At 70.0% G+C, this 26,659-nt stretch carries 25 protein-coding genes and 1 pseudogene; 10 read left to right on the plus strand and 16 right to left on the minus strand.

All coding sequences use genetic code 11. From position 1 onward, the window contains the following. Positions 1-167 precede the first annotated feature (167 nt). From G6N48_RS12010 to G6N48_RS12020, 3 genes are all read left to right on the plus strand, one after another. Complete coding sequence (locus tag G6N48_RS12010) at positions 168-1,655, plus strand: DUF2867 domain-containing protein (protein WP_085267952.1); 1,488 nt, start codon at positions 168-170, stop codon at positions 1,653-1,655. Then, complete coding sequence (locus tag G6N48_RS12015; RefSeq protein WP_085267951.1) at positions 1,652-1,867, plus strand: hypervirulence associated TUDOR domain-containing protein; 216 nt, start codon at positions 1,652-1,654, stop codon at positions 1,865-1,867. The genes G6N48_RS12010 and G6N48_RS12015 overlap by 4 nt, the downstream gene beginning before the upstream one ends. A 159-nt stretch (positions 1,868-2,026) precedes the next feature. Further along, entirely contained in the window at positions 2,027-2,602 is a 576-nt protein-coding gene (locus G6N48_RS12020) for a MarR family winged helix-turn-helix transcriptional regulator (RefSeq protein WP_085267950.1), read from the plus strand. Here the strand turns inward: G6N48_RS12020 and G6N48_RS12025 are convergent. Both G6N48_RS12025 and fni read right to left on the minus strand, forming a co-directional pair. Next, the gene (locus G6N48_RS12025; protein ID WP_085267949.1) at positions 2,599-3,849 is read right to left on the minus strand and encodes a glycosyltransferase; all 1,251 of its coding nucleotides are present in this window, start codon (positions 3,847-3,849) and stop codon (positions 2,599-2,601) included. The genes G6N48_RS12020 and G6N48_RS12025 overlap by 4 nt on opposite strands. An 11-nt stretch (positions 3,850-3,860) precedes the next feature. Continuing rightward, positions 3,861-4,907, minus strand: coding sequence for a type 2 isopentenyl-diphosphate Delta-isomerase (gene fni / locus G6N48_RS12030; RefSeq protein ID WP_085267948.1), 1,047 nt, complete (start codon positions 4,905-4,907; stop codon positions 3,861-3,863). Positions 4,908-5,022: 115 nt separating this feature from the next. On the opposite strand from fni, the gene G6N48_RS12035 reads away from it, so the two are divergent. From G6N48_RS12035 to G6N48_RS12045, 3 genes are read left to right on the plus strand one after another with little or no spacing between them, the layout of a single operon-like run. Further along, positions 5,023-7,122: an MMPL family transporter gene (locus G6N48_RS12035; protein WP_085267947.1), complete on the plus strand. Its 2,100-nt coding sequence runs from the start codon at positions 5,023-5,025 to the stop codon at positions 7,120-7,122. Beyond that, a complete protein-coding gene (locus tag G6N48_RS12040; protein ID WP_085267946.1) occupies positions 7,119-7,598 on the plus strand; it encodes a TspO/MBR family protein in 480 nt (159 codons plus the stop codon). Before G6N48_RS12035 ends, G6N48_RS12040 begins: the two co-directional genes overlap by 4 nt. 15 nt (positions 7,599-7,613) lie before the next feature. Next, positions 7,614-8,948 (plus strand): cryptochrome/photolyase family protein, encoded by a 1,335-nt coding sequence (locus tag G6N48_RS12045; protein ID WP_085267945.1) that lies wholly within the window; start codon positions 7,614-7,616, stop codon positions 8,946-8,948. Here the strand turns inward: G6N48_RS12045 and G6N48_RS12050 are convergent. Continuing rightward, positions 8,945-9,682: an acyltransferase gene (locus G6N48_RS12050; RefSeq protein WP_085267944.1), complete on the minus strand. Its 738-nt coding sequence runs from the start codon at positions 9,680-9,682 to the stop codon at positions 8,945-8,947. The genes G6N48_RS12045 and G6N48_RS12050 overlap by 4 nt on opposite strands. 68 nt (positions 9,683-9,750) lie before the next feature. Between G6N48_RS12050 and G6N48_RS12055 the strand changes: the two genes are divergently transcribed. Next, positions 9,751-11,073 (plus strand): outer membrane protein assembly factor BamB family protein, encoded by a 1,323-nt coding sequence (locus G6N48_RS12055; protein ID WP_085267943.1) that lies wholly within the window; start codon positions 9,751-9,753, stop codon positions 11,071-11,073. Positions 11,074-11,078: 5 nt separating this feature from the next. Here G6N48_RS12055 and G6N48_RS12060 read toward each other — a convergent pair whose 3' ends face one another. The 8 genes and pseudogenes from G6N48_RS12060 to ctaD form a co-directional block, all read right to left on the minus strand. After that, entirely contained in the window at positions 11,079-11,762 is a 684-nt protein-coding gene (locus tag G6N48_RS12060) for an esterase (protein WP_085267942.1), read from the minus strand. Positions 11,763-11,830: 68 nt separating this feature from the next. Beyond that, complete coding sequence (locus G6N48_RS12065; RefSeq protein WP_372511316.1) at positions 11,831-13,063, minus strand: THUMP-like domain-containing protein; 1,233 nt, start codon at positions 13,061-13,063, stop codon at positions 11,831-11,833. Next, positions 13,021-13,983 carry a class I SAM-dependent methyltransferase gene (locus G6N48_RS12070; RefSeq protein WP_085267941.1) on the minus strand — a complete coding sequence of 321 codons (963 nt, stop codon included), beginning with the start codon at positions 13,981-13,983 and terminating at the stop codon, positions 13,021-13,023. The genes G6N48_RS12065 and G6N48_RS12070 overlap by 43 nt, the downstream gene beginning before the upstream one ends. Before the next feature lie 22 nt (positions 13,984-14,005). After that, a pseudogene (locus tag G6N48_RS12075) lies at positions 14,006-14,677 on the minus strand (enoyl-CoA hydratase); the annotation flags it as partial. Positions 14,678-14,685: 8 nt separating this feature from the next. After that, the gene (locus G6N48_RS12080) at positions 14,686-15,516 is read right to left on the minus strand and encodes an NUDIX hydrolase (protein ID WP_085267940.1); all 831 of its coding nucleotides are present in this window, start codon (positions 15,514-15,516) and stop codon (positions 14,686-14,688) included. Next, entirely contained in the window at positions 15,513-16,358 is an 846-nt protein-coding gene (locus tag G6N48_RS12085; protein ID WP_085267939.1) for an ABC transporter ATP-binding protein, read from the minus strand. Before G6N48_RS12085 ends, G6N48_RS12080 begins: the two co-directional genes overlap by 4 nt. Positions 16,359-16,435: 77 nt before the next feature. Beyond that, positions 16,436-17,674 carry a phosphoserine phosphatase SerB gene (gene serB, locus G6N48_RS12090; RefSeq protein ID WP_085267938.1) on the minus strand — a complete coding sequence of 413 codons (1,239 nt, stop codon included), beginning with the start codon at positions 17,672-17,674 and terminating at the stop codon, positions 16,436-16,438. A gap of 25 nt (positions 17,675-17,699) precedes the next feature. Next, positions 17,700-19,445, minus strand: a complete 1,746-nt coding sequence (gene ctaD, locus G6N48_RS12095) for an aa3-type cytochrome oxidase subunit I (RefSeq protein ID WP_085268070.1) — start codon at positions 19,443-19,445, stop codon at positions 17,700-17,702. A 223-nt stretch (positions 19,446-19,668) separates the two neighbouring features. Here ctaD and G6N48_RS12100 point away from each other — a divergent pair, with 223 nt between their 5' ends. Both G6N48_RS12100 and G6N48_RS12105 read left to right on the plus strand, forming a co-directional pair. Then, positions 19,669-20,736, plus strand: a complete 1,068-nt coding sequence (locus G6N48_RS12100; protein WP_139825667.1) for an ABC transporter substrate-binding protein — start codon at positions 19,669-19,671, stop codon at positions 20,734-20,736. An 86-nt stretch (positions 20,737-20,822) separates the two neighbouring features. Further along, positions 20,823-21,863: an NAD(P)-dependent alcohol dehydrogenase gene (locus tag G6N48_RS12105; protein ID WP_085267936.1), complete on the plus strand. Its 1,041-nt coding sequence runs from the start codon at positions 20,823-20,825 to the stop codon at positions 21,861-21,863. Here G6N48_RS12105 and G6N48_RS12110 read toward each other — a convergent pair. Next, positions 21,858-22,280 (minus strand): DUF3349 domain-containing protein, encoded by a 423-nt coding sequence (locus G6N48_RS12110; protein WP_085267935.1) that lies wholly within the window; start codon positions 22,278-22,280, stop codon positions 21,858-21,860. The two genes, G6N48_RS12105 and G6N48_RS12110, sit on opposite strands and share 6 nt — an antisense overlap. Positions 22,281-22,342: 62 nt before the next feature. Then, a complete protein-coding gene (locus G6N48_RS12115; protein ID WP_085267934.1) occupies positions 22,343-22,732 on the minus strand; it encodes a DUF732 domain-containing protein in 390 nt (129 codons plus the stop codon). Positions 22,733-22,839: 107 nt separating this feature from the next. On the opposite strand from G6N48_RS12115, the gene G6N48_RS12120 reads away from it, so the two are divergent. Next, the gene (locus tag G6N48_RS12120; RefSeq protein ID WP_085267933.1) at positions 22,840-24,249 is read left to right on the plus strand and encodes an adenylate/guanylate cyclase domain-containing protein; all 1,410 of its coding nucleotides are present in this window, start codon (positions 22,840-22,842) and stop codon (positions 24,247-24,249) included. 4 nt (positions 24,250-24,253) lie between these two features. On the opposite strand, the gene nrdF is transcribed toward G6N48_RS12120, so the two are convergent. The 3 genes from nrdF to G6N48_RS12135 form a co-directional block, all read right to left on the minus strand. After that, positions 24,254-25,216, minus strand: a complete 963-nt coding sequence (nrdF, locus tag G6N48_RS12125) for a class 1b ribonucleoside-diphosphate reductase subunit beta (RefSeq protein ID WP_085267932.1) — start codon at positions 25,214-25,216, stop codon at positions 24,254-24,256. A gap of 144 nt (positions 25,217-25,360) precedes the next feature. Beyond that, positions 25,361-26,005, minus strand: coding sequence for a TIGR03085 family metal-binding protein (locus tag G6N48_RS12130; RefSeq protein WP_085267931.1), 645 nt, complete (start codon positions 26,003-26,005; stop codon positions 25,361-25,363). Between the two features lie 3 nt (positions 26,006-26,008). Continuing rightward, positions 26,009-26,575, minus strand: coding sequence for a TetR/AcrR family transcriptional regulator (locus G6N48_RS12135; RefSeq protein WP_085267930.1), 567 nt, complete (start codon positions 26,573-26,575; stop codon positions 26,009-26,011). Positions 26,576-26,659: the final 84 nt, after the last annotated feature.

The raw sequence follows: 26,659 nt of genomic DNA on the forward strand, positions 1-26,659 counted from the left end.
CCGCCAGCCCTGGCGATCGCCCGGTCTGGGCATTAGCTTAACTATTAAGAAATTTAACCTCCGAAGTGGCCGCAGCGAGGTTCGGGGCGCCCCGCGGCGGGAATGCACAGCACACAGGCACGCATAACAGGGCGGGGAGAAGCCATGAGGCACAGGACAGTGATTTGATGCGCTGCGTGGTGTTCGGTGCCACGGGTTACCTCGGCACGCGCCTGGCCCCGGAATTGCTGGCGGCCGGTCACCAGGTCCGGGTGATGGCGCGCGATCCCAAGAAGCTCGACAACGTCGCGTGGCGCGACCAGGTGGAGATCGTGCAGGGCGACGTCATCGACGCAAGCGCCGTCTCCGCGGCGCTCGAGGGCCAGGATGTCCTGTACTACCTGGTGCATTCCCTGTTGCGTTCGGACTTCGTGGACTTCGACGACCGCGCCGCCCGCATCGTCGCGGACTGCGCCGCGGGGGCGGGGGTGTCCCGCATCGTCTACGTGGGCGGCATCATCCCCGACGGCCAGAAGTTGTCCGACCACCTCGCCTCGCGGGCGCAGGTGGGCGAGCTGCTCATGGAATCCGGGGTGCCGACGGTCGAGCTGCGCGCCGCCGCGATCATCGGGGCGGGGTCGGCCAGCTTCGAGATGCTGCGCTATCTCACCGAGCGCCTGCCGCTCATCGTGGCCCCGCGCTGGCTGCGGACCCGCGTGCAGCCGATCGCGGTCCGCGACGTGCTGTACTACCTGGTCGAGTCGGCGCGGCTACCCTCCGGGGTAAACCGGCCCTTCGACATCGGCGGCCCCGACCGTTTCAGCTATACCGAGATGATCCGCAAGTATGCGGCGGTGGCCGGCCTGCCACGCCGGCCCGAGGTGCCGATACCCCTACTCACGCCGGGACTTTCGGCACCCTGGGTCGATTTGCTGACTCCCCTGCCCCGCCAGCTCGCCGTGTCGTTGATGGAGTCCCTGGAGAACGACGTGGTGTGCGCCGACCACGACATCGCCCGCTACATCCCCGATCCCGAGAACGGGCTGACCCACTACGAGGAGGCCGTCGAACTCGCGCTCGGCCACGTCCGTCACAGCGAGCTGCGCACCAAGTGGTCGCGCGCCGACACCGATGGCTCCCCCTCCCAGCCGTTGCCCACCGACCCGCAATGGTCCGGCGGGCCACTTTACGACGACGTCCGCCGCCGGCACAGCCACGTCGATCCCGCGACGCTCTGGCGGGCCATCGAAACTGCTGTGACGCAACGGAACTGGTCGGTGGTGCCGTGGGGATGGCCGTTGCGCGGGTGGGTCAACGGGCTGCTGGGCGCCGTGGGAGTGCGCCGGCGGCTCGACGGCCACCAGCCGCACGACGGCGAGGCGCTGGACTGGTGGCGGGTGGAGCACACCGACCCGCCCCGGCTGCTGCGGCTGCGTGCCGATATCCCGCTGCCGGGCCGGCTCTGGCTGGAGCTGTCCGCGGGCCCCGACGGCAACGGCGGCTCGGAATACCGGCAGCGCGCGCTGTTCCAGCCTTATGGCCTTGCGGGGCAACTGTTTTGGACCGCGTCCGCGCCATATCGTGACGCCGTATTCGGCGGCATCGCGCGTGACGTCACCGCCACCGCGCACCGGGGGCGCAGCGACCGGGCGGTCGCGGGGAAGGAGAACGCATGAGCGACAAAGAATTCCACAAGGGCGACAGGGTCACGTGGCGCAGCCACGGCGGCACCGCCGAGGGCGTGGTCGAGGCCAAGCTCACCTCAGACACCAAGGCGGCCGGCCGGACCGTGCGCGCCTCCGAAGACGATCCGCAGTACAAGGTTCGCAGCGAGAAAAGCGGCGGGGACGCCGTGCACAGGCCGGATGCGCTGAAGCGCGTGGACTGACGTCGTGCGGGGATGGCCCGTGGCGGCCGACCCCGACTAGTCCTGACCCGACACGGCCACCAGCGGCGTTGCCGTGCCGGCGCGGCGGTGCCGTAGGCTGTAGCCGCCGGCCGTCCCATCGTCGACCGGTCGGCGTGTCTCGTGAGAAGGACCGGGTAGGTGACCAAGCGCGGCGCTGCCGATCGGCAGCCAGACCGAGCCGAACTGGAAAAGATGATGTCGGCCGACATGCGGGCCGTCACCGCGCAATCTGACCGAATCGGCCGGCACTTCGCGCGTCAAAACTCGGTCAGCGGCAGCGACTTCCACGCGCTGCTGCACATCATGGTCGCCGAGACGGCCGGATCGCCACTGACCCTGGCCCAATTGCGGCAGCGCATGGACGTCTCGTCGGCCGCCATCACCTATCTCGTGGACCGGATGATCGACGCGGGTCACATCCGGCGCGAGCCCGATCCGTCGGACCGCCGCAAGTCGCATCTGCGCTACGAGAAGCCCGGCATGGAGCTGGCCCGCTCCTTCTTCACCCCCCTGGGCGCCGAACTGCACACGGCCATGGCCGATCTGCCGGACAGCGACCTGCTCGCGGCGCACCGGGTGCTCACCGCCATGATCGACGCGATGGCCACATTCGAGGCTCGACTCGCCGCGCACAAACCGTCGGACGCCGGGCCGGAGCGCACCCGGGCCCGCGGGCGCCGCGCGCTCCGCTCAGGCGCCGGCGACTCTGCCTAGCGAACCCGTCGCCGGGCCGCGGGGCCGAGCACCCGCTGCTCGATCAGGTCCGCCCCCCGGGCCACTCCCCCGGTGGCGGCGAAACCGGCGGCCACACGGCGCGCGCCGTCGGCCATCGACATCGCCTGCTGCACCTTCGCCCTCAGCCGCGCCGGGGTGAGCCGCTTGGCCGCCAGGCGGGTGCCGCAGCGGGCCACCTCCACCCGCCGGGCCACCTCTGCCTGGTCGCGGGCGAAAGGCACCGCGCAGACCGGCACGCCGCGATCGAGCGCTTTGAGCGTCGTACCCATCCCCCCGTGCGTGATCGCGCAGCTGGCCCGCTCGAGTAGCGCCGAGTGCGAGACGAACCGGCACACCGTCGCGTTGGCCGGCCGCGGCAGGCCGGGCGGAATCCCCGCCGGGAAGGTGGCCACCACGTGCACCTGCTCACCGGCGAGAGCCTGCAACGCGATCCGGCCCAGGGCGGCGTCGGGCTGCCTCAGCGAGGACGTGTTCACCAGGACCAGCGGCCGGTCGATGGCGGCGATCCAGTCCGGCGGTGCCGACGGCGCGGGCTCGAACACGCATGCTCCGATGTGATGCACCAGGTCACCCCAACCCGGATGCCGATACTCGAACGGCTCACCGCCGGTGGCCAACAGCAGGGGGGCCCGCCGCATGAGGTCGTCCACCGAGGCGACCGGCGACACGCCGAGCCGGGCGCGAATCGCGTTGACGCGCGGCAGTATCGGCCGGTCGAAGAGATGCCTGACCAGCGGCCGCACCGAGCCGTCCCGCAGCTCACCGACGACGCCCGGCAGCGGTCGCAGCCCAGGGCCGAACGGCGGCACCCCGCGCGACCGCAGATAGGGGGTGAACGGTGAGAACACCAACCACGGCAGATCCCCCGCCTCGGCCGCGGACATCGCTCCCCAGCAGTTCGCGTCGACGATGACCGCGTCGGGGCGCACCGCGTCCACCGCCCGGCGCAGATCGTCCACCTCGGGCGCCGCCCGACGGCATAGGGTGTCGATAGATATCTTCAGCACTCCCAGCGCATTTCGCGCCTGCCAGTCCCGTCCCGCGATCGCCTCGATGCCCGGGGCGACGGGCTCTGCGTGCACGCCGACCGCGCGCATCATCTCCACGCCGTCGGACATCGTGCGCAGGTGAACCTGGTGGCCGCGCCGCACGAGCTCGCAAAGCAGCGCGCCGACCGGCAGCAGATGCCCCAGCGCCGGCGAGCCGTATGCCAGGATCACCGCCACGTCGAAGGCATCTACCGGGCGGGGGTCATGTCGACGCCGCGCAAGCCGGACAGGCTGGCCGCGCCGCAGCCGTGCAGGCAGACCCGCAGTTCGTCGATGAACGGCTGCAGCCAGTCCACCACCGCCGCAGCCGATTCGATCGCTGCGGGCAGCAGCGGCCGGGCCACCGCCACGACGTCGGCGCCGAGCGCGATCGCCTTCGCGGCGTCCATCCCCGTCCGAATGCCACCGGACGCAACCAGCGGCACGTCGGGCAATGCCGCGCGCACCTCCACGATCGCCTGGGCGGTGGGGATACCCCAGTCCGCCAGGTGCGGATAGCGCAGTTCGCCGTAGCGGACGAACTGCTCGACTCGCGACCACGAGGTGCCGCCCGCACCCGCCACGTCGATGCCCGTCACCGGCAGATCGCCGTCAGCGCCGAGCAGTTCGGTGATCGCCGCGGCGCCGATGCCGTGGCCGACCTCCTTGAGCAGCACCGGGAAGCCCACCGCCCCCGCCGCCTCACGCAGCCGGTCGAGCGAGCCGGAGAAATCGGTGTCGCCGTCGTCCTGGATCGCCTCCTGCAACGGATTGGTGTGCACCGCAAGGGCATCGGCGCCCACCCGGTCAAGCGCCTTGGCGAGGTCTGCGACCGTCGACCGGGCCAGCTGCGAGAGCCCGATGTTGCCGAACAGCAGCACATCCGGGGCCAGGTCCCGGACGGTGAAGCTGGCAGCAGCGCGCTCGCCCAGCGCGCTGTCGAGCATGATCCGCTGCGATCCGAGCATCATGCCGATGCCCAGCTGCTGCGCGGCGACGGCCAGGTTCCGGTTGATCGTCCGCGACAACTCCGCGCCGCCCGTCATCGCGCCGATCAGCACCGGCGCCCGCAGCCGCGCGCCGAAGAACTCCACGGACACGTCGACGTCGCGCAGGCTGGTCTGCGTCAAGGCGTTGTAGGGCAACGCATAACGCTCCAGCCCCGTGCTCACCCCGTCGTAGCCGACCGGCTCGCTGAGGCATACGTCGATGTGGCGCCGCTTGCGATCGGTGATCCTGGCCGGTTCAGCCCTCATCAGCGACGCTCCGGCGCGACGATCTCGGGTCCATACTGTCCATACTGCCCCCTCGGGATGCCGACACTCCATAATTTCAGTTGATTAACGTTTAACAAAATGAAATGGTTGTGTCGTGTGGGATATTGTGGCGGCCGCGGTGACCGGACGCCGATCCTGGCTGATCGGGTTGACCGCCGCGGCGCTGGGCATCGCGTTCGCGGTGCTCATCGGCGGTAACGCCGCGGCCGGTCAGGCGCCGAGGTCGGTGCCCACGCGCTCGGACTCCGCGCGCGTCGACGCGCTGGCCGGCCAATTTCCCGGCGCGCACCGCGCACCCCTGCTGCTCGCGGTCGACCGCGCGGACGGCGCGGCGCTGGAGCCCGCCGACGTCGCGGCGGCGCGGTCGGCCCGCGACCAGATGGAGGCGACCGCGCAGGTCGGCGGGCCCGATCAGCCGGTGGTGGTCTCGCACGACGGCAAAGTCGCCATCGCTGTGGTCCCCGTCAGCACCGACCTGTCGGGGCTCGAGCTCACCCACGCGGTGGCCGCGCTGCGCACCGCCGCCCACGAGGGCCTGCCGTCCAACCTGCGGGCCCACGTCACCGGCGGCCCCGCTTTCGGCGCCGACATCGCCAACGCGTTCACCGGCGCCAACGTCACGCTGCTGGCCGTGACCGCGTCGGTGGTGGCGCTGCTGCTGATCGCGACCTACCGGTCGCCGGTGCTGTGGCTGGTGCCGTTGCTGGTGGTCGGGTTCGCCGACCGGGTGGCAGCGGCCGTGGGGACCGCGGTGGCGTCGCAGACCAGCCTGAGCTTCGACGGCGCCACCTCCGGCATCACCAGCGTGCTGGTCTTCGGTGCCGGCACCAACTACGCGCTGCTGCTGATCTCCCGCTACCGGCAGGAACTGCGCGGGTATCCCGAACACAGAACGGCCCTGCGGCGCGCCGTGCGGATGGCCGGACCCGCGATCCTGGCCAGCAACGCCACCGTGGTCCTGGCCCTGCTGACGCTCCTGTTCGCCGCCACCCCGAGCACGCGCAGCCTAGGTGCCCTGGCGGCGTGCGGGCTGGTCGTCGCCGCGCTGTCGGTCCTGGTGGTGCTGGGGCCCCTGCTGGCGGTGTGCGGGCGGCGGTTGTTCTGGCCGTTCATCCCCCGCCCTGGCGACGACGCGTCCGCGGAGTCCGGTGGCTGGCACCGCGTCGCGCAGTGGGTGGGCCGGCACCCCGGTCCGGTCGCGGCGGCCGCGGTTGCGGCGCTGGCGGTCCTGGCCACCGGGCTGCTGGGCACCCGGATCGGCCTGTCGCAGACCGAGCAGTTCCGGGTTCGCGCGGATTCGGTGTCCGGGTACGACATCGTCGCCGCGCACTTTCCCGCCGGGACGACCAGCCCGGTGCTGGTCGTGGCATCCACCGCGCAAGCGCCGCAGGTGCAATCGGCGATAGCGGCGAGCGCCGGCGTCGTCTCGGTCACCGAAGCCGGCCGGTCGGCGGCGGGTCTGACGAAGTGGTCGGTGGTGATCGACGCCCCCCCGGCCTCCGACCCGGCATTCACCGACGTTGCGGCGCTTCGCGATTCGACCCGGGCCGTCGATCCCACCGCGCTGGTGGGCGGCGCCGACGCGCAGGCCCTCGACGTCCGCGACGCCGCGACGCACGACCGGCGGGTCCTGATCCCGGCGATCCTGGCCGTCATCCTGGCGGTCCTCTTCGCGCTGTTACGGTCGCTGCCCGCGCCGCCGACCCTGTTGGCCGCAACGATTCTCGGCGCGCTGGCCGCACTGGGCGTCGGCGGCTGGTCCTGCCTGCACGTCTTCGGGTTCTCCGCGCTGGACAACAGCACGCCGCTGTTCGCGTTCCTGTTCTTGGCCGCCCTGGGCGTCGACTACACCATCTTCCTGGTCACCCGCGCCCGCGAGGAGGCCGCCCAGCGCGGCGCGCGCGACGGCATGGTCCGCGCCGTGTCGGCCACCGGTGGCGTCATCACCAGCGCGGGAATCGTTCTGGCAGCGGTGTTCTGCGTGCTGGGGGTGTTGCCGCTCATCGTGCTGACCCAACTCGGGATCATCGTGGGACTGGGCATCCTGCTCGACACCTTCGTCGTACGCACGCTGGTGATTCCGGCGCTGTTCGCCCTCATCGGCGACCGCATCTGGTGGCCCGCCGATCCGTCCCGTGCCAATCCTGTTGAACAGCAAGACAATTCAATTCCAGAAGAACGGAGCATACCGTGAACAGGTCGATCCTAGCCGTCACCGCGGCCGCTGTCGCCGCCGCGGCCGGCACCGGAAGCATCGCGAGCCCCAAGCGGGTGCCGATGTGGTACTCGCGGCTTGAAAAGCCGGCCTACCAGCCGCCCAGCGTCGCGTTCCCCCTCGTGTGGACCGCCCTCTACGCCGACATCGCCACCGCCTCCGCCGTGGCCATCGAGCGGTTGCGCGCCGCGGGACGGCACGACGAGGCCCGCCGCTATGCCGCCGCACTCGGCCTGAACCTGGCGATGAACGCCGGATGGAGCTGGCTGTTCTTCCGTTACCACAAACTGGGCGCCTCCGCGCTCGGCGCCGCCGCGCTGACGGCGAGCAGCGCGGATCTGGCCCGGCGGGCCGCGCGGGCCGACCGCCGCGCCGGCCTGGCGCTGGCGCCCTATCCGGCGTGGTGCGCCTTCGCGACCGTTTTGGCCACGCATGTTTGGCGCCTCAACGATTAAGGAAATCCACGAATCATGCCGACGCTGTTGTGGTTCCGTCGCGACCTGCGGTTAGCCGATCACCCGGCGCTGGCGGCCGCGGCCGCCGACGGCGACACGCTGGCCTGCTTCGTGCTCGACCCGCGGCTGGAAGCCAGCGCGGGCAACCGGCGCATGCAGTTCCTGGGTGACGCGCTGCGCGGGCTGCGCGACGACCTCGACGGCCGGCTGCTGGTGACCCGCGGCCGGCCGGACGAGCAGATCCCCCGCATCGCCAAGGAGATCGGCGCCTCCGCGGTGCACATCACGCAGGACTTTGCGCCGTTCGGGAAGCGCCGCGACGACGCGGTGCGCGCGGCGCTGGGGTCGGTGCCGCTGGTGGCCACGGGCTCGCCGTATCTCGTCTCACCCGGTCGCATCACCAAGAAGGACGGCACGCCCTACAAGGTGTTCACACCCTTCCTGTCCGCCTGGCGCCAGACCGGGTGGCGCAAGCCCGCGCGGTCGGGTCCCGGCTCCGCGCGCTGGCTGGACCCCGCGCAGGCCGGTGTCCGGCAGATCAACATCCCGGACCCCGGTGCCGGCCTCGACCTCGAAGCCGGCGAACGGGCGGCGCACCGGGCGTGGAGGGCGTTCGTCGACGACGGGCTGCGGCGCTACGCCGACGACCGCAACCGGCCCGACCTCGCGGGCACCAGCCGGATGTCGGCGCATCTGAAGTTCGGCACGATCCACCCGCGCACCCTGGTCGCCGACCTCGACCTGCGCAGCAGCGGGGCGCTGGCGTACCTGCGCGAGTTGGCCTTCCGCGACTTCTACGCCGACGTGCTGCATCACTGGCCGGCCAGCGTGTGGCGCAACTGGAACAGCGACTTCGATTCCATTGCGACCGACACCGGCGCCGAGGCGAGACGCCGCTTCGAGTCGTGGAAATCCGGCCGGACCGGCTTCCCGCTGGTCGACGCCGGGATGCGCCAACTGCACGACACCGGCTTCCTGCACAACCGGGTGCGGATGGTAGTCGCCTCGTTTCTGGTCAAGGACCTGCACCTGCCGTGGCAGTGGGGCGCCGAATGGTTCCTCGATCAGCTCGTCGACGGCGACATGGCCAACAACCAACACGGCTGGCAGTGGTGCGCCGGGTCGGGCACCGACGCGGCGCCGTACTTCCGGGTGTTCAATCCGATCACGCAGGGCGCCAAGTTCGATCCGCAGGGGGATTACATCCGGCGCTGGGTTCCCGAGCTGCGGGAGGCCGACGATGCGCATCTGCGCAAAGGCGACCGGCCGAAGGGTTACCCGCAAGCCATCGTCGACCACGGCGCCGAGCGGACCGAGGCGCTGCGCCGCTACCAGGGCATCTCCGGCTAACGCGCCGCCTTCTTGCGCTCGATATCGGCCAGGGCGGCGGCCAGTTCGGCGCGCTGCGCGGCCGAGCTCTCCCAGGACAGCTGCCGGTTCTTGACCACCTTCGCCGGCGCGCCGACCGCGATGGAGTAGTCGGGGACGACGCCGCGCACCACCGCGTGCGAGCCCAGGACGCAGCCGCGCCCGACGGAGGTGCCGCGCAGCACGGTGACCTTCACCCCGACCCAGGTGTCCGGCCCGATGCGCACCGGTGACTTGACGATGCCCTGGTCCTTGATCGGCAGGTTGATGTCGTCCATGCGGTGGTCGAAATCGCAGACGTAGCACCAGTCGGCCATCAGGACCGAGTCACCGAGCTCGATGTCGAGGTAGGTGTTGATGACGTTGTCGCGGCCGAGCACCACCTTGTCGCCGAACCGCAGCGAGCCCTCGTGCGCGCGGATGGTGTTCTTGTCGCCGATGTGCACCCAGCGACCGATCTCGAGCTGGGCGAGCTCCGGGGTCGCGTGGATCTCCACGCCCTTGCCGATGAACACCATGCCCCGGGTGATGATGTGCGGGTTGGCCAGCTTGAACTTCAGCAGGCGCCAGTACCGCACCAGGTACCAGGGCGTGTAGGCGCGGTGGGCGATCACCCACTTCAGCGAGGCCAGCGTGAGGAACTTGGCCTGGCGGGGATCCCGCAGCCGCTGCCCGCGCCAGCGGCGATGGAACGGGGCGTTCCACATGCTCGTCATGGCCGCACAGCCTATCGAAGTCGGCACCGGTTACCCTCACCCCTGTACTCGATCGCCGCCGAGCCGAAATGTGGAAAATCCAGGTGCCTGCCCGACATCTCCAGCGTCGGATTCGGCGTTGGTCGGCCGCGTCGCTTGCGGCCGTCCTCGCGATCGGGATCGCCGGCTGCGGCAACACCGACTCCTGGGTGGAGGCCTCGGCCGCGCAGGGCTGGCCCGCCCAGTACGGCGACGCCGCCAACAGCGGCTACACGGCAACCGGCGGGGCCACCGGCCTGTCGCTGCGCTGGACCCGGTCGGTGAAGGGGAGCCTGGCGGCCGGCCCGGCGCTCAGCGCGCGCGGCTACCTGGCGCTCAACGCGCAGACGCCCGGCGGCTGTTCGCTCATGGAATGGGAGAACGACGACAACGGCCGGCAGCGCTGGTGTGTCCGGCTGGTCCAGGGCGGCGGCTTCGCCGGGCCCTTGTTCGACGGCTTCGACAATCTCTACGTCGGACAACCGGGCGCGTTCGTGTCCTTCCCGGTGACCCAGTGGACGCGGTGGCGGCAACCGGTGATCGGGATGCCCACCACCCCGCGGTTTCTCGGGCACGGTCAGTTGCTGGTCGCCACCCACCTGGGCCAGGTGCTCGTCTTCGACGCCCACCGCGGGCAGGTGGTCGGCAGTCCGGTGGACCTCGTCGACGGCGTCGACCCGACCGACGCGACGCGGGGGCTGGCGGACTGCGCGCCGGCGCGGCAGGGCTGCCCCGTCGCGGCCGCCCCCGCGTTCACGGCGGCCGGTGAAACGGCGGTGCTGGGGGTGTGGCAGCCGGGCGCCCCGGCCGCGAGCCTGATCGGGCTGAGGTACCACCCTGGACAGACCCCCCAGCTCTCGCGGGAGTGGACCAGTGACGCCGTGGGCGCCGGCGTCATCGCCAGCCCGGTGCTGTCCGCCGACGGGTCGACCGTCTACGTCAACGGCCGCGACCAGCGACTGTGGGCCCTGCGCAGCGCCGACGGGACGGTGAAGTGGTCGGCTCCGCTGGGTTTTCTGGCGCAGACGCCGCCCGCGGTCACCCCGCAGGGCCTGATCGTGTCCGGTGGCGGGCCCGACACCCGGCTCGCGGCGTTCAAGGATGCCGGCGACCACGCCGACGCGGCCTGGCGCCGCGACGACGTCGTTCCCCTGTCGTCGTCGAGCCTGGCCGGCGCCCGCGTCGGCTACGTGGTCACCGACGCCGCCCCCGGGATGTCGCTGCTCGTCTTCGATCCCGGCAGCGGGCGCACGCTCAACAGCTACCCGCTGCCGGCGGCCACCGGATACCCGATCGGGGTCGCGGTGGGCAGCGATCGCCGGCTGGTGGCCACCACGAGCGACGGTCAGGTCTACGGCTTCGATCCGGCCTGAAACTGCTAGACCGCCAGCGGCGGGATGGCGTTGCGCGGCACCTGGGCCTGGGCCGGGCCGGAAAACGCCGGCAACATCTCGCCCGGGGCGAAGTAGAAGATCAGCTGGTCGTCGGTGATCGCGAAGTTCTGGTAGTGCGTCGGGTCCAGCCCGGCCGACGGCAGGATCGCGACACCCAGGGGATTTTGGCGCTCCAGGTCGCGCTGCACGATCGGGAAGATGCTGTCCAGCGCGGACGTGCCGGGGGCGAAGAGGGTGTCGAACGTGATGGGCGCCTTGGTGCCCAGGTTGTAGTTGAACGCCTTGTACCAGATGGACGGGTGCGTGCCGCCCAGGTCCTGGAAGAACTTCAGCACCACGCTGCGGGTGTTGTGCGGCGGCTGGCCCGCGCTGTGCTGGTCGGTGGTGGCCTCGAGCTGGTAGGGCTGGTCGCGCTGTCCGGAGGTCTGAGCGACGCTGACGAACCCGTCGCGATTCTGCGTGATATAGGCCGTCAGCGCCTGCTCGTCGGGGTAATCGGCGGGAAACGTCAGGTTGATCATGTAGGTCGCGGTGGACGCCAGCACGTGGCACAGCTGCCCGGCTTCGACGGTGCCGCCCACGCCGGCACACGCCGCCGGGGCGGCGCTCGCCGGCCAGCCCAACAGGACCGCGGGCGCCAGCACCGCGGCCGCTATCAGATAACGCATCGTCGGATTGTCCTCGCAGACTGGGGGGCTGGGCGCCTGAAAGGCGGACGCAGTCAGCCTACCCGGCGCTATCGCGACGGACGGCAGACGAACACCCGGGCCTGACCGGCCGCCCCGGAGCCGATCCGGGTGATGACGGCGGCCAGGGACCGGGCGCCGCGCAGCCGCAGGCGTCGGCGCAGCGCGTCGGGGTCCACCCGGACCCCGCGGATCAGCACCTCGAGCGCCCCGCAGTCCAGTGCCGCCAACGCCAGACGCAGCCGCCGCTCGTCGAACGCCAACTGCTCGAGCACCTCGAAGCCACGGACCCCCGGCGGCAACCGGTCCCCGGACAGGTAGGCGATGTCGGGATCGAGTTGCCACAACCCGTGCCGGGCGCCGTAGTGGCGCACCAGGCCGGCCCTGACCACGGCGCCGTCGGGGTCGACGATCCAGCGCCCCGCCGGCCGCACGCCGCAGTCGTCCGGTTCGGTGTCGGTGAGTTGTTCGCCGCGGTCCAGCACGCTGGCCCGCCGGCGCACACCGGGCGCCGCCAGGCCGGCCGACCACAGGCAGGCCTCCCGCACCGACCCCCGCAACGACGTCACCTCGATCTCGCCCTCGAAGCCGAGGCGCCGGACTTCGTCGAAATCGATTCCGGGAGCGCACTTTACGACAAAATCGCGGTCACGGTAGGTGACCATCAACTCCCGAAGGCCGGGCCGGTAGGCGCCGATATCGAACCGGCGGCGCCCGCCCTGTCGGCGCGCCGGGTCGGCAAGGACGGCGGTGCCGCGGGTGACCGGTCGCAGCGCGTCGGCGCGGCACAGCGCGGCCGAGGCCCCCAGGTTGTGGCGCGCCATCGCCAGGCGGACGGGGTCGATGTCGCTACCCAGCGCACAGACGCCGGCGTCGCCCAGAGCGGCCAGCTCGGTGCCGATCGAGCAGGTCGCGTCGTGGACCGCGGTCCCCACGCTCGCCAGCCGCCGCGCCCGGTGCACGGCCACCGGCGCCGCGGTGGCCTGCTGCAGCGCCTCGTCGGTGTACAGCCACTGCGCCACCCGCGGGCCCAGCCCCCCCAGCTTGTCGGCGGCGCGGCGGCGCAGCAGCGTCGTCTCCACCAACACCGCGGTCCGGTCGCCGAAACGGGCGCGCGCCGCGGCGGTGTCGGCGACCCGGGTGCGTTCAGTCAGCTCCAGTCCGGCGACCGCCGCCAGTGCCGCAACGCCGGGCTCCGACCGCAGGTAGCTGACGTCGTCGGTGCCGAAACGCAGGTTGCTCAGGAGGGTTTGACCCCGGTGACCATGACGTTGTAGAACCAGCCCTTGGGCACCGCGCGCCGCCACACGTTGGCGTCGACCCAGCTGAGCGCCTTCCAGCCGTTGAACGCGAACTTCGCCCAGCCCCAGCCCAGCCGCCCGGGCGGCACCGACGCCTCGAAGGTGCGCACCGGCCAGCCGAACATCGCGGCGGTGAACTCCTCGCTGCCGGTGCGCACCTGCACGGCGCCGGCGTTGGCCGCCATGCGCTCGAGGTCCTCGGGCGCAAAGGTGTGCAGGTCGACGATCGCTTCGAGCGCCGCGACGCGGGAGGACTCGTCGAGCTCGACCTGCGGGCGCCGCCAGCTGCCCAGACCGGGCAGCCTGGTGACGTTGGTGGCCACCCGCCAGGTCAGGGTGGACAACGACCGGGCGTATACCTCGCCGATGTTGGTCGGCTCGCCGGCGAAGACGAACCGGCCGCCCGGCTTGAGCACCCGAACCACCTCGCGCAGCGAAAGCTCGACGTCGGGAATGTGGTGCAGCACGGCGTGCCCGACCACCAGGTCGAACGTGTCGTCGTCGTACGGGATGCCCTCGGCGTCGGCGACGCGGCCGTCGATGTCGAGGCCCAGCGACTGGCCGTTGCGGGTGGCGACCTTGACCATGCCCGGCGACAGGTCGGTCACCGATCCGCGCCGAGCGACCCCGGACTGGATCAGGTTGAGCAGGAAAAATCCCGTGCCACAACCTAATTCGAGCGCCCGATCGTAGGGCAGCTCGCGGGTGACCTCTTCGGGCACGATCGCGTCGAAGCGGCCGCGGGCGTAATCGACGCAGCGCTGGTCGTAGGAGATCGACCACTTCTCGTCGTAGGTTTCGGCTTCCCAGTCGTGGTAGAGCACCTGGGCCAGCTTGCTGTCGTGCCGTGCGGCCTCGACCTGCTCGGCCGTGACGTGGGCCGCCGGGTTTACGTCGGTCATGCAGGGCAGCCTAACCGCCGCGCGGCGGCGGATCGAAAACGGCGTTGATGCCCGCCTTGGCGGCCGCGACGGCCTGCCTCGGGCCGTCGAGGAAGCGCCGCGCCCATGCCGCGGCGGCGTCGTAGACGTCGTCGGGGGCCACCATCTCGTCGATCAGGCCCAGCGCCAGCGCCTCCCCGGCGTCGACGAAGCGGCCGCTGAACACCAACTCCTTGGCCCTGCTGGCGCCGGCCGCCCGGGTCAGGCGGGCCAGGGCGCCGCCCGTCGGGACCAGGCCGGCCGGGATCTCGGTCGCCCCGACCTTGACGTTGTCGCCGCTGACGCGCCAGTCCGCGGCGAGGGCCAGCGTGAGGCCGGCGCCCAGCGCATACCCGGTGATCGCGGCCACCGTCGGCTTGGGGATGGCGGCCACGGCGTCGACGGCCTCCTGCCGCACCCTGGCGGCCGTCTCGGCTTGGCAGGCCGTCAGGTTCCGCAGCTCGGGCAGGTCGTCGCCGGCGGAGAAGATCTCGTGGCCGCCGAACAGGATCACCGCGGCCACGTCGTCGCGCCGGCCGAGTTCGCCTGCCGCGGCGACGATCTCGCGATAAACCTGGCGGGTCATCGCGTTGGCCGGCGGCCTCGACAACAGCAACATCGCCAGGCCGGCGTCCTGCGAACCGTCGCTCACCACGACGCTGACGAACTCGCTCACCTGCGCTGTCACAGGGGCCACTCCATGGATCCGCCCGACATGCGCGCCCGGTGGTAGCGGTCGGAGTCGAAGAACTCGAAAACCCAGTTGTCGCCGCGCTTCTCCAGCAGCGGTTGCACGGGCACGATCTGGCGTTCGACGGCCAGCACGTCGGCGACGGTGCGCCCGGCCAGCGAATCCAGCTGCGTCCAGGTCGGCGGCAGCAGGATGTTGCGGCCGGCCTCGAAGTCGTCGATGGCGTCCTGCGGCGACGCCCAGCCGGCGCGGTCGGATTCGGTGTTCTCCCCGTCGGCGCGCTGCCCCTCCGGCAGGGCGCCGACGAAGAAGTAGGTGTCGTAGCGTCGGGTGCGCTCGGCCTCCGGGGTGACCCAGTTGGCCCACGGCCGCAGCAGATCCGAGCGCAGCACCAGGTTCTCATTGCGCAGGAAGTCGGCGAACGACAGCGAGCGGTTGGCCAGCGCGTGGCGGGATTCGCGGTAGACGGACGCGTCGCCGACGATGCCGCCGGGTGCCGAACCGGACCGGGCGGCCGGCCCCGCGAACAGCACGCCCGACTCCTCGAAGGTTTCGCGGGCCGCCGCGCACACCAGCGCCGCGGCCAGGTCGGGGGCGATGCCGAACCGCTGGGCCCACCAGTCCGGCGGCGGCCCGGCCCAGGCGATATCGGCGTTGCGGTCGCGGTCGTCGACGCCGCCGCCGGGGAACACCATCGTGCCCGGGGCGAACTCCATCTTCGAATGGCGGCGCATCAGGAACACGTCCAAGCCGCCGGGCGCGTCGCGGACGAGCATCACGGTGGCCGCAGGCCGGGTCGGCAGCGGCTCGAGGGTGGTGTTCATTCCAGCCTCCTGCGGTGGGCGGCGCGGCTGCGGATGCGCCGCGCGAAATAACGCCCGTCGACGACTTCCAACGCGATCGACTGGCCGAACGCGGCGGACAGGTTCTCGGCCGTCAGGACGTCGGCCAGCAGCCCGGCGGCCACCACCCGGCCCTCGGAGAGCAGCATGCAATGGCTGAACCCGGGCGGGATCTCCTCGACGTGGTGGGTGACCAGCACCAGCGCCGGCGCGTCGGGGTCGGCGGCCAGGTCGGTCAGGCGCGCAACCAACTCCTCGCGGCCGCCCAGGTCGAGGCCGGCCGCGGGTTCGTCGAGCAGCAGCAGTTCCGGATCGGTCATCAGGGCGCGGGCGATCAGCACCCGTTTGCGCTCGCCTTCGGACAGCGTGCCGTAGGCGCGGTCGGCGAGGTGCTCGGCGCCCAGGCTCTCCAGCATGTCAACCGCCCGGCGGTAGTCGACCTCGTCGTAGCGCTCCCGCCACCGGCCCAGCACGGCGTAGCCCGCCGAGACGACGAGATCGCGCACCACCTCGTCGATGGGGATGCGCTGCGCCAGCGCCGACGAGCTGAGCCCGATGCGCGCCCGCAGCTCCGAGACGTCGACGCGGCCCAGCCGCTCGCCGAGCACGAAGGCGACACCGGTCGACGGGTGCTCGGCCGCCGCGGCGATGCGCAGCAGCGACGTCTTTCCGGCGCCGTTGGGGCCGATGATCACCCAGCGTTCGTCGAGTTCGACCGCCCAGTCCAGCGGCCCGACCAGCACCTGCCCGTTGCGGCGCAGCGACACGTCCCTGAACTCGATCAGCAGATCGGGGTCGGCTGGCTCGCTTCCGTTTTCGGGCACCCGACCATCGTGCCGTACGGCGGAATCCGACTTGTCGCGACCCGCTGCGCCCGGGTGCGCCGAGCACCTGACGGTCGCTACGAGTCCGACGGAATTTCGACGCGCCGCACCTCTCCGTCGATTGCGTCGGCGGCCTCGATCTCGCCGCGCGTCACACCCAGCAGGAACAACACCGTGTCCAGGTAGGGGTGGCTCAGCGAGGCGTCGGCCACCTCGCGCAGCGCCGGCTTGGCGTTGAACGCCACCCCCAGGCCCGCCGCGGCCAGCATGTCGATGTCGTTGGCGCCGTCACCGACCGCGACGGTCTGCTCCATCGGCACCCCGGCCTGCCGCGCGAATTCCCGGAGCGCCTCGGCCTTCCCGGCCCGGTCGACGATGGTCCCGACAACCCGGCCGGTCAGGGTGCCGTCGACGATCTCCAGCTCGTTTGCGGCGACGAAGTCCAGCGAAAGCTCCTCGGCCAGTGGGTCGATGATCCCGCGGAACCCGCCCGAGACCACGCCGCACCGAAAACCCAATCGCCGCAACGTCCGCAGCGTGGTGCGGGCGCCCGGCATCAGCTCGAGTTGTTCGGCCACCTCGTCGATGACGGTGGCGGGCAGGCCCGCCAGCGTCGCCACCCGCTGCCGCAGTGACTGCGCGAAATCGAGCTCCCCGCGCATCGCGGCCTCGGTGATCGCGGCCACCTGCCCCTCGGCCCCGGCCCGGGCGGCGAGCATCTCGATGACCTCGCCCTGAACCAGGGTCGAGTCGACGTCGAAGACGATGAGGCGCTTGGTGCGCCGCACCAGGCCGTAGTCCTCGACCGCGATGTCGACGCGCTCGTCGCTGGACACGCGGTTCAGGGCGGTTCGCAGCGGGCCCTCGGCGCCGGGCGGCACCGACACCCGCAGTTCCAGCCCGGTCACCGGGTAGTCGGAGACGCCGCGGATCACGTCGATGTTCACGCCGAGCGCGGCGGCTTCGCGGGCCACCGCGCCGAACGCGCTGGCGTTGATCGGCCGGCCCAGCACGAAGATGACGTGGGTCGACGGCTCGCGGATGATCGGCACGTCGTCGCTGCGTTCGATGCTGACGTCGAGCCCCAGCCCCCGGATGGCCGATTCGACGTCGCGGCGCAGGTCCTCACCGTCGGCGACGTCCGCCGGGCAGCAGACCAGCACGCCCAGTATCAGCCGGCCGCGGATCACCACCTGCTCGACGTTGAGGAGCTCGACGCCATAGTGCGACAGCACCCCGAAGAGCGCCGATGTCACCCCTGGCTGGTCCAATCCGGTGACGGTGATGAGCACCGACACCTTGGACACTGTGCTCACCCGAACTGGCCGACGAGGCGGCCCGTCAGCTGCGGACCTGGACGTCGTCGATTCTGGTGACGTCCTTGTCCGACGGGCCGTGGGCGCGGCCCACGTGCGCCTCGGCGCGCAACCGCTCGATCATGTGCGGGTAGTGCAGCTCGAAAGCCGGGCGCTCCGAACGGATCCGGGGCAGCTCGGTGAAGTTGTGCCGCGGCGGCGGGCAGCTGGTCGCCCACTCCAGCGAGTTGCCGTAACCCCATGGGTCGTCGACGGTCACGACCTCGCCGTAGCGCCAGCTCTTGAAGACGTTCCAGATGAACGGGAACACCGACACACCCAGGATGAACGCGCCCACCGTGGAGGCGACGTTGTAGGGCTGGAACCCATCGGTGGGCAGGTAGTCGGCGTAGCGGCGCGGCATGCCCAGGTCGCCCAGCCAGTGCTGGACCAGGAAGGTGACGTTGAACCCGATGAACGTCAGCCAGAAGTGCAGCTTGCCCAGGCGCTCGTCGAGCATCCGTCCGGTCATCTTCGGGAACCAGAAGTACGTCCCGGCGAAGGTGGAGAACACGATGGTGCCGAACAGCACGTAGTGGAAGTGCGCCACCACGAAGTAGCTGTCGGTCACGTGGAAGTCCAGCGGCGGGCTGGCCAGCAGCACGCCCGTCAGGCCGCCCAGCAGGAAGGTCACCAGGAAGCCGACCGTGAACAGCATCGGCGTCTCGAACGTGATCTGGCCCTTCCACATGGTCCCGATCCAGTTGAAGAACTTGATGCCCGTCGGCACCGCGATCAGGTAGGTCATGAACGAGAAGAACGGCAGCAGCACGGCGCCGGTGGCGAACATGTGGTGCGCCCACACCGCCACCGACAGCGCGGCGATCGACAGCGTCGCGTACACCAGCGTGGTGTAGCCGAAGACCGGCTTGCGCGAGAACACCGGAATGATCTCGGTCGCGATGCCGAAGAACGGCAACGCGACGATATACACCTCGGGGTGCCCGAAGAACCAGAACAGGTGCTGCCAGAGCAGCGCCCCGCCGTTGGCCGCGTCGAAGACGTGCGCGCCGAGGTGGCGGTCGGCGGCAAGCCCGAACAGCGCCGCGGTCAGGATCGGGAAGGCGATCAGGATCAGCAGCGACGTCACGAGGATGTTCCACGTGAAGATCGGCATCCGGAACATCGTCATGCCCGGCGCCCGCATGCACACCACGGTGGTGATCATGTTGACGGCGCCCAGGATGGTGCCCAGACCCGCGACGATCAGGCCCGTGATCCACAGGTCGCCGCCGGAGCCGGGCGAGTGCACGGCGTCCGAGAGCGGCGTGTAGGCCGTCCAGCCGAAGTCGGCCGCGCCGCCCGGGACGATGAAGCCCGACATCACGATCAGCCCGCCGAAGAAGAACAGCCAGAACGAGAAGGCGTTGAGCCGCGGGAACGCCACGTCGGGCGCGCCGATCTGCAGCGGCAGTACCAGGTTGGCGAAGCCGAACACGACCGGGGTCGCGTACAGCAGCAGCATGATGGTGCCGTGCATGGTGAACAGCTGGTTGTACTGCTCATTGGACAGGAACTGCAGCCCCGGGGCGGCCAGCTCGGTGCGCATCAGCAGCGCCATCAGCCCGCCCACGAAGAAGAAGACGAAGCAGGTGACGGTGTACATGATGCCGATCATCTTGTGATCGGTGGTGGTGATCAGCTTGTAGACCAGGTTCCCTTTGGGACCCGTGCGTTCGGGATAGGGACGAACGGCGTCCAGATCTCCCCGCGGGGGCGCTTCGGCTGTCAACAGCTTCTCCAAACATCCGGGTCGGACAGGGCCCAAAATCGGTAATGCCCAAAATCTTAGCGGCCGATCATGACGACGTCAGGGTTGGTCCTACAAACTGTCGTAAATGGGCCCGCGGCGCGGCGTGTCGGCTCGCCGGGCGGCCGCCGGGCCGGCCGGTGTTAGCGTCGGACGCGTGCGTTTCGGGGTGATCCGGCGGGTTTCCGCGGTGGCGGCGGCGTCGATGTGGGCCGCGGTGTGGGCCACACTGTGCGTGGGCTGCGGCGCCGACCATCCGGGCCCGGCCGGCAGCGCCCCGACGCGGTCGCTGGTCACCCCCACCACGCAGGTCGCGGGTGCCGGAGTGCTGGGCAACGACCGCCGGCCCGACGAGTCCTGCGGGCGGGACCCCGCCGCGGCCGACCCGGGACCGCCCACGCGCCAGGTCCCCAACGCGTCGGGATTCACCCCGGACGCGGTGCAGGTCCCCGCCGAGGCGCAGCGCATCGTCGTCCTCTCCGGCGACCAGCTCGACACCCTGTGCGCGCTCGGCCTGCAGTCGCGGGTGGTGGCCGCCGCCGAGCCCGACGGCGCGGGAGGGCAGCCCTCCTACCTGGGCGCCGCGGTGCGCGGCCTGGCCGGGGTGGGGACCCGCACCAACCCCGACGTCAAGGGCATCGCGGCGGCACACCCGGACCTGATCCTGGGCTCGGCCGGCCTGACCCCCAGCCTCTACCCGCAGCTCGCCGCCATCGCTCCCACGGTGTTCACCGGCGCGCCCGGTGCGGCGTGGGAGGACAACGTGCACGAGGTCGGCGCCGCCGTCGCGCGCGCGGCCGCGGCCGACGCGCTGATCGGCGGCTTCACCAGGCACGCCACCGAAACCGGCGACAGGCATGACGCACCTCACTATCAGGTGTCCGTTGTGCAATTGACCACCGGCGCACTGCGCGTCTACGGGTCCCGGAACTTCGCCGCCAGCGTGCTGGCCACGGTCGGGGTCGACCGTCCGGCGTCGCAGCGGTTCACCGACAAGCCCTACGTCGAGTTCGGTGCCTCCGACGCCGACCTGGCCAAGACGCCGGATTTCTCGGCCGCCGACGCCGACATCGTCTATGTGTCGTGCGCTTCCCCCGCGGCCGCGCAGCGGGCCGCCACCGTCCTGGACAGCGCTTCGTGGCGCAAGCTGTCCGCCAATCACGACAACAGAGTGTTCGTGGTCAACGACGAGATATGGCAGACGGGCGAGGGCCCGGTCGCGGCCGGCGGCGTCGTCGACGACCTGCGCTGGGTCAACGCCCCTATCAATTAGCCCTAAGCTGAACAGGGGCCGCCTGGCCTCAGAACATTACCTTAGCTAAGCTTTTGGCGACGCAACGACAGCGAAGAGGGATATTGATGCGCACCGTTTCCGCTTATGCCGCCACGTCGGCCACCGCACCACTGACCAAGACCACCATCGAGCGCCGGGACCCGGGCCCGCGCGACGTCGCGATCGACATCAAGTTCGCCGGCATCTGCCACTCCGACATCCACACCGCCAAGGGCGAATGGGGCACGCCGAACTACCCCGTGGTCGTGGGCCACGAGATCGCCGGCGTCGTGACCGAGGTCGGCTCCGAGGTCACCAAGCACAAGGTGGGCGACCACGTCGGGGTGGGCTGCATGGTCAACTCGTGCGGCGAGTGCAGCTCCTGCCGCGCCGGGCTCGAGCAGTACTGCAAACGCGGCGCGATTTTCACCTACAACTCGATCGACAAGGACGGGACCCCGACACAGGGCGGCTACAGCCAGGCCATCGTCGTCGACGAGAACTTCGTCCTGCGCATCCCCGACTCCATTCCGCTGGACAAGGCCGCACCGCTGCTCTGCGCGGGCATCACGCTGTTCTCCCCGCTGCGCCACTGGAAGGCCGGCGAGAACACCCGGCTGGCGATCATCGGCCTCGGCGGCCTGGGGCACATGGGGGTCAAGCTGGGCGCGGCGCTGGGCGCGCCGGTGACGGTGCTGTCGCAGTCTCTGAAGAAGATGGAGGACGGGCTGCGGCTGGGCGCCAGCAACTACTACGCGACCTCGGACCCCGACACCTTCAAGAAGCTGCGCTCAAGCTTCGACCTCATCCTGAACACCGTGTCGGCGAACCTGCCGCTCGACGACTACATCAACCTGCTCGACGTCGACGGCACCCTGGTCGAGCTGGGCATCCCCGAGCACCCCATGAAGGTGCACGCCTTCCCGCTGGCGCTGGCGCGGCGCAGCCTGTCGGGTTCGAACATCGGCGGGATCGCCGAGACGCAGGAGATGCTGGACTTCTGCGCCGAGCACGGCGTGACGCCCGAGATCGAGCTCATCGAACCGGACTACATCAACGAGGCCTACGAGCGGATGCTGGCCAGCGACGTGCGCTACCGCTTCGTCATCGACATCTCGAAGCTATGACGCGACCCCGGAGGCCTTCGCGGGGGCCCGTGCCACAAGTTCCGCGTTCTCCGCGTCGTCGTCACCGGGAATGACCTCGCTGACGTCGATGCCGGCCAGCGGCCATCCGGCCGCGGCCAGCGTCGCGGCCACCCGGATCACGTTCTCCTTGCCGGCGTCGTAGTGAGTCATGCCGGAGATGAACTCGGCGATCTCGTCGCGATCGATCGGGTGGTCGATCGTCTCGGGGGATCCTTCGTGCGCGGTGATCTGGCGCACCACCTCGCGGATCTGCTCTTCGGTCAGCGGGGTGCTGCGCAGCAGCGCCATCAGCGGCACGCGGTCGGGTCCGGGAACACCGTCGGGATAGCCGACCTGCAGCCAGCGCACGATCGAGCAGAGAAAGTTGTGGGAGTGAGAGGAAGAGGAGTTCGTCACCCCCACAGTCTCAGGGGTCTGCCGTCACCGGCGCTACCGCGGCGTCGCGCCGTCCCGACAATTCATGCTGTGTTCACTAAGCCCTTAAGCGGGCCGATTTCGCCGCCTGCCTGCTGAAACCCCGGCTTGCCGCCCTGCTTCTTGGGGGTGCCTTGCGTGTACTGCGGGCAGTAGGCCTGGATGGCGGCGCCCGTGAAGTAGGCAGCCGCGTTCATCGGCCAGCTGGTGGCGCTGGTGACCTTCGCGATCAGGTCTGGGTTGCTGGTGTTGGGGTTGTCGTTGAGGGTGCCGCAGACGACGGTCTTCGCGACCTGGATCGCCTTGTCGGGCGCGCCGTAGTTCATGCCCGAGGTGCTGAGGTTGGCGATGAAGGCGTCGTCGGTGTTGTCGGCGTACGCCGGCGCGGCCAGACCCACCGCGGCGATCATCAGCGCTAGGACTTTGCGCACCATGACTTGCTCCTCGTCTGCTCCGGCGCGGGAACGCGCCCGGTTCCCGACCTCCTTTCTAGATCATCCGCCCCGTTCCCGCGCGGGACGATGCGAATTACGTTGGAGCCATGAGCGACACCCCGCCCCAGTTGTCGGTTCTCGAGCAAACCGCCGATCGGGCCGTCGCGCAGGCCATCGCACGGCTGATCCGAGACGGCGAGGATCACGAGCTCAACCGGATCAACGCGCTGGACTTCTCCAAGTGCACCGGCTTCGACGAAGAGAAGGCGATCTCCGGCTTCCTGCATGCCTCGAGGCTCGGGCTGTTCGATCTGACGTGGAACGTGCTCTGTCCTGGATGCAGCGGCGTCCTGGACGCGCACGACACGCTGAAATCGCTGCGAAACGACGACTACTGTTGCGGATTCTGCGCCTGTGGCTACGAACCTTCCGTCGACGAGCAGGTCGAGGTTGCCTTCACGGTCAGTCCCAAGATCAGGCGGATCGCCGCCCACGATCCCGACACGCTGCCGCTGTGGGATTACTACAGGCAGGTGTTCTGGAGTTCGGGCATCGACCTCGATGAGGAGTCCTTCGCCTCGCTGACCGCGGAACTGACGCTGGATGCGGCGGAGCTGACCGCCGGCCAGAAGGCCGTGCTGGCCATCGACCTGCCGCCGGAATTCATCATCGTTTTTGAGCCGGTGACGCATTCGGCGCATTTCATCGACGTCCAAGGCGAGCCGACCGAGGAACCTCAGCAGATCGGCCTGGTCTTCAACAAAGCGCATCCGCCGACCGAGTCGACCACCCTGCGGCCGGGTCCGTTGCGCCTCGCCGTCAACAACGAATCCGGCCGGCGGACGCTGCCCACCGTCTTTGTCGCGGGCGACACGCTGCACAATCTGTTGGGCAAGCGCAGGCCGTTCCTGACCGCCAAGCGGATGCTGTCGAACCAGACCTTCCGCGACGTGTTCAAGGCCGACAACCTCAACATCGATCAGCGTCTGAAAATCACGTCGTTGACCTTTTTGTTCACCGACCTCAAAGGGTCGACCGCGCTCTACGAGCGGGTCGGCGACCTCGCCGCGTTTGACTTGGTGCGCGCGCATTTTCGCGCTCTGCTGGAAATCATCGCGGCCGAAAAAGGCGCCGTGGTCAAGACCATCGGGGACGCTGTGATGGCGACCTTCGTCCAGCCGGACCATGCGCTGGTCGCGGGCCTGCGCATGCGGGCCGCGATGGACAAGCTCAATGCCGAGCGCGGCAAGTCCGACCTGATTGTGAAGATCGGCATTCACGAGGGGCCGTGCCTTGCGGTGATGCTGAACGAGCGGCAGGACTATTTCGGCCAGACCGTCAATATCGCGGCGCGGGTGCAGAGCCTGTCGACCTCGCAGGAGATCCACGTCACCGGATCCGTCATGGAGGCGCCCGGCGTCGCCGCCCTCCTGGCGAGCAAGGCGATCCGGCCCATTCGCAAGGAGGCCGCCCTGCGGGGCATCGCCGACAAGATGGTGGTTTACGAGATCCCGTAGTCGGTCAGAAGTCCCAGTCCTCGTCCTCGGTGACGACGGCCTTGCCGATCACGTACGACGAGCCGGAGCCGGAGAAGAAGTCGTGGTTCTCGTCGGCGTTGGGCGACAGGGCCGAGAGGATGGCCGGGTTGACGTCGGTCTCGTCGCGCGGGAAAAGCGCCTCGTAACCGAGGTTCATCAGCGCCTTGTTGGCGTTGTAGCGCAGGAACTTCTTGACGTCCTCGGTGAGCCCGACCTCGTCGTAGAGGTCCTGGGTGTATTCCACCTCGTTGTCGTAGAGCTCGAACAGCAGCTCGTAGGTGTAGTCCTTCAGCTCGGCGCGCTTGACGTCGTCGACCAAGGCCAGGCCGCGCTGGAACTTGTAGCCGATGTAGTAGCCGTGCACGGCTTCGTCACGGATGATCAGCCGGATCATGTCGGCGGTGTTGGTCAGCTTGGCCCGGCTCGACCAGTACATCGGCAGGTAGAAGCCCGAGTAGAACAGGAAGCTCTCCAGCAGCGTCGAGGCCACCTTGCGCTTCAGCGGCTCGTCGCCGCGGTAGTACTCCATCACGATCTCGGCCTTGCGCTGCAGGTTGACGTTCTCCTCCGACCAGCGGAAGGCGTCGTCAATCTCCGCGGTGGAGCACAGGGTGGAGAAGATCGAGCTGTAGCTCTTGGCGTGCACCGACTCCATGAACGCGATGTTGGTGTAGACGGCCTGCTCGTGCGGCGTCAGCGCGTCGGGGATCAAGCTGACGGCCCCGACGGTGCCCTGAATGGTGTCCAGCAGCGTCAACCCGGTGAACACCCGCATCGTCAGCTGCTTCTCGCCGGCGGTCAGCGTGCCCCAGGACGGTAGGTCGTTGGACACCGGCACCTTTTCGGGCAGCCAGAAATTCCCGGTCAGCCGGTCCCAGACCTCGGCGTCCTTGTCGTCCTGCAGCCGGTTCCAGTTGATCGCCGAGGTGCGGTCAATCAGCTTCATGTCTTGGCCTCCCAGAACCCACTCCACCAGGCGGTTTCGCCTTGCGTACTCAGACCACGAACACTACCCCTGGGGTCCGACAAGCAGGCGCAACACAAGTACTTGTGTTTACGTGTCGTGGCGCCCGCGTCGCGTCGTGGGCGCTCACATGCCGAAACGGGTGCGACGCACCGCCGCGACGGCCACGGGCGGGCCGCCGGCGTCGACCCGGGCCGCCGCCTGACGCCCGAACAGATACAGCAGCAGTTCGCCCGGCGCACCAAGAAGCGTGGCCACCGGCCGGCCGGGTCGCAGCGTCACCCGCTCCCCCGTCCCGGCCCACTGCGCCTCGAGCCCGCAGGGACCCAGGCGCCGGCTCAGAAAGCGGCCACCCCGACGCACGTTGCGCCACAACGCGGCGTCCATCGCAGGCGAAAGTGCGCGCGGCGCAAGCCCGTTTGCCCTGCGGACGTCCTCGTGATGAACGAAGAACTCGTTGAGGTTGGCCAGGTCGCGCACCCAACCGATCCGGAAGAAGCCGACGGGCGGGCCGGACCGGATCCGCGCCACGAGCCATGGGAACGTCGCGGCCCGGACCAGCGCGGCCCTGCGCCGCTCGGCGAAGCGCTCGAAGGGGCCCGGGAGGACCAGACAGGGGCCCGCGACCGGGTCGCGTTCGCGCAACACGAGGTGGGCGGCCAGATCGAGCGCGGTCCAGCCCGCGATCAGCGTGGGAACCGAGGGGCCGAGCCCGTCGAGCAGGGCGCAGAGCGCAAGGCGCTCTTGTGCATCGCACGGCACGTCGCTCACGCTTCAGTCCAGCCCGGCGCGCCGCAGCGTTTGGGTCAGGCCGTCCTCGAGCGCGCTCAGCGCGATGTCGGTCAGGCGGCCCAGCTCGTCGATGTCGTTGCCGCCGTTGTGTTCTGCCGAGCCCATCCAGGCTTCCAGCGCGGCGAACACCGCGGTGGCCAAACTGTGCGCGGCGATCTCGGCGACCATGGCCCCGTCGGCCGCTGGCCTGGATCGTTCGTGGATGAAGCGGCCGATCTCGTCGGCGACCTGATCGCGCATCCGGCGGATGTGGGTGGTGATGATGGCCTGGTCGAGGTCACGCGAGCGGATGGTCGCCGCCTCACGCACCATCGTGAAGTCAAACGGGAAGGCGTCCATGGCTTTTCGCACCGACAGAGTGACCGGCTCGCCGTGGGGACGCATCGCGAGCGCGCGGGCGAACCACTCGAAGCCGATGTCGTAGTCGGCGAAGATCACCGCGTGCTTGGACGGGAAGTGCCGGTAGAAGGTCCGCTCGGTCACCCCGACGTCGGCGGCGATGTCGGCGACGCTGGTCGGGTGCACGCCGTCGGCAACGAACCGTTTCATGGCCGCCTGCTGCAGCGCCCGGCGGGTGCGCTCGCTACGGGTTTCCCGGGACCTCACCCCGTCAGCACACACCAAATGTCACCG

Origin of the sequence: Mycobacterium parmense, from assembly GCF_010730575.1 — a bacterium.
GTDB classification, from domain to species: Bacteria; Actinomycetota; Actinomycetes; order Mycobacteriales; family Mycobacteriaceae; genus Mycobacterium; species Mycobacterium parmense.